2 protein-coding genes and 2 pseudogenes are annotated in these 2,311 nt (G+C 71.9%); 1 reads left to right on the top strand and 3 read right to left on the bottom strand.

Features of this window, described 5'->3' with window-relative positions; translation table 11 throughout:
* Positions 1 to 252: pseudogene (locus ACLN58_RS21225) on the top strand (bifunctional 3'-5' exonuclease/DNA polymerase); the annotation flags it as partial.
* Between the two features lie 25 nt (positions 253 to 277).
* Here ACLN58_RS21225 and ACLN58_RS21230 read toward each other — a convergent pair.
* The 3 genes and pseudogenes from ACLN58_RS21230 to ACLN58_RS21240 all read right to left on the bottom strand — a co-directional run.
* A complete protein-coding gene (locus ACLN58_RS21230; RefSeq protein WP_415857201.1) occupies positions 278 to 955 on the bottom strand; it encodes an NUDIX hydrolase in 678 nt (225 codons plus the stop codon).
* Positions 952 to 1,818 carry an endonuclease III gene (gene nth, locus ACLN58_RS21235; protein WP_415857202.1) on the bottom strand — a complete coding sequence of 289 codons (867 nt, stop codon included), beginning with the start codon at positions 1,816 to 1,818 and terminating at the stop codon, positions 952 to 954. The genes ACLN58_RS21230 and nth overlap by 4 nt, the downstream gene beginning before the upstream one ends.
* Positions 1,815 to 2,311 (bottom strand): annotated as a pseudogene (locus ACLN58_RS21240) (hypothetical protein); the annotation flags it as partial. The gene nth and the pseudogene ACLN58_RS21240, both read right to left, overlap by 4 nt.

Genomic DNA, 2,311 nt, shown 5'->3' on the forward strand with positions numbered 1-2,311 from the left:
GAATGGGCCGAATGCTGGATGGCCGAGCTGCGGCTCAGGCTGCGTCGCCTCGCGACGCAGGGGCTGCACGGGGAGCTCGTGTACTTCCTCCACGACGAGGTCATGGTCCACGCCGAGGAGGGCGCGGCCGAGGCGTGCGCCGACGCGGTCCGGGATGCTGCGGCCGCGGCCAAGCGCCTGCTGTTCGGCGACGCTCCCGTGGAGTTCCCCGTGAGCATCGCGGTCGTGGACTCGTACGATCAGGCCAAGTAGCACCCTGGCCAAGCAGAACCCCTGATCAGGGCGAGATGTAGTGCTTCCGCTCGCGGTCCCACGGGACGGCCCAGCCGAGGCCTTCGAGCAGCGCGTCGAGCACCATGGCCGTGAACCCCCACACGAGCACGTCGCTGACCAGGAACGCGGGGCTCGTGAACGTGACCCCGCGGCGCCGGATCACCCCCGTGACCCGGTTCGCGGGGTCGAGCAGGTCGCGAACGGGCGTGCGGAACACCTGGGCGGACTCGGCGTAGTCCACGACGTCGACGGGCGACGGCGACGCCCACCACGCGAGCACGGGCGTCACGAGGAAGCCACTCGCCCCGAGTCCGAGGGCGGGGAGCTCGGCCAGCACGTCGACGCCGGTCGGGTCGAGCCCGGTCTCCTCGACGGCCTCGCGCAGGGCACAGTCCACGAGGCTCGCGTCCTGCGGCTCGCGCCCGCCGCCGGGGAAGGCCACCTGGCCGGGGTGGGAGCCAAGCGTCTGCGCGCGTTCGAGGAGGAGGACGTCGAGGTCTCCCGGCGCGAAAGGCTCGCCGGACGGCGCGGAGACGCTGTCGAGCGCGCCGAACAGCACAAGGACAGCCGCCTCGCGTGCCGTGTTCCCCACGACCTTCGGATGCCAGCGGGCATCGAACGGATCGATCCGGCCGGACCGGATCCCGTCCGCGAGTGCTTCGAGGTCGCCCCTCGCGCTCACACCGCGCCTCCGGCGGGGTCTCCCGCGCGAGCGACGGGGTGGCCCTGCGTGCGCCTGCGGATCTCCGCGGCACGGTGCACGTTCTCGATCATCTCGGCGCGGAGCGCCTCCTGGCCGGGCGCGAGCTCGTACTTGAGCAGCTTGCGGGCTTTCTCGGGATCGGTCTCGCCGTCCCCGAACGCCGGGCACAGCGTAGCGACCGGGCACGCGCCGCACGCGGGCCGGCGCGCGTGGCACACGCGCCTGCCATGGAACACGACGTGATGCGAGAGCATGGTCCAGTCCCGCGGCGGGAACAGCTCCATGACATCCTGCTCGACCTTGACCGGATCGTCGGACGCGGTCCAGCCGAAGCGCCTGGCGAGCCGCCCGAAGTGCGTGTCAACCGTGATGCCGGGGACCCCGAACGCGTTGCCGAGCACCACGTTCGCCGTCTTGCGGCCTACGCCCGGAAGCGTCACGAGGTCCTCGAGCCGGCCGGGCACCACGCCGTCGAACTCGTCGACGATCCGCTGCGAGAGGACGTGCAGGCTCTTCGCCTTGGCGCGGAAGAACCCCGTGGGCCTGATGATCTCCTCGAGGCTCTCGGGCTCGGCCTCGCTCATGGCGCGCGCGTCCGGGTACCTGGCAAACAGAAGCGGAGTCACCTGGTTGACGCGCACGTCGGTAGTCTGCGCGCTCAGCACGGTCGCAACAAGCAGCTCGAACGGCGTGCGGAAGTCGAGTTCGGCGTGAGCGTACGGGTAGAACTCACCGAGGATCCGGTCGATCTTGCGGGCGCGCCGTGTGAGGGCGAGCGGCGATTCGTCCGCGGTGAGCCGGCGCCGCGCGGGCTGACGCGCGGCGCCGGTGAGACTGGTCAGCCCCGCTCGATTCCGGACAGGTCGCGCAGCACGCCGACCCGCCCGTCCTGGCTCTGGACGAGGAACTCGTTGCCGCGGTCCTGGAGGGCGAGGATCCACTGCCCCGGCTCGAGGTTGAACATCGGCAGGCCGCTCTGCGGGTCCACCGCGGTGCGCTGCTGGTTCACCGCGAACCAGAACGCCTCGTAGTCGGACTCGGACTCGTCGAAGCTGCGGCTCGCCTCATGCCCCGAGGAGCGGTCGACGACGGGCGCCGCCTGCGTGGGAGGCGGCTCCTCGGCGTCTGCGGGCTTGGCGGACGGAAGGGCGGTCGTGTGGTTCGATGGTGCCTCCGTGCTCGGGGCACCGTACGCTTCGCCGTCGGCCTCCCCGGGGGCGGTGGCCGCGCCGAACGTCGTCGCGGCGGTTGCCGCCTCGGACGAAGCCTCCGGTTCCCCGTGGACGGCCGCGACGATATCGGCCACGCTGGCCGGCTTGGGGCCCGAAGCGGAAC

This window comes from Sinomonas sp. G460-2, assembly GCF_047759905.1.
Classification (GTDB): Bacteria; Actinomycetota; Actinomycetes; order Actinomycetales; family Micrococcaceae; genus Sinomonas.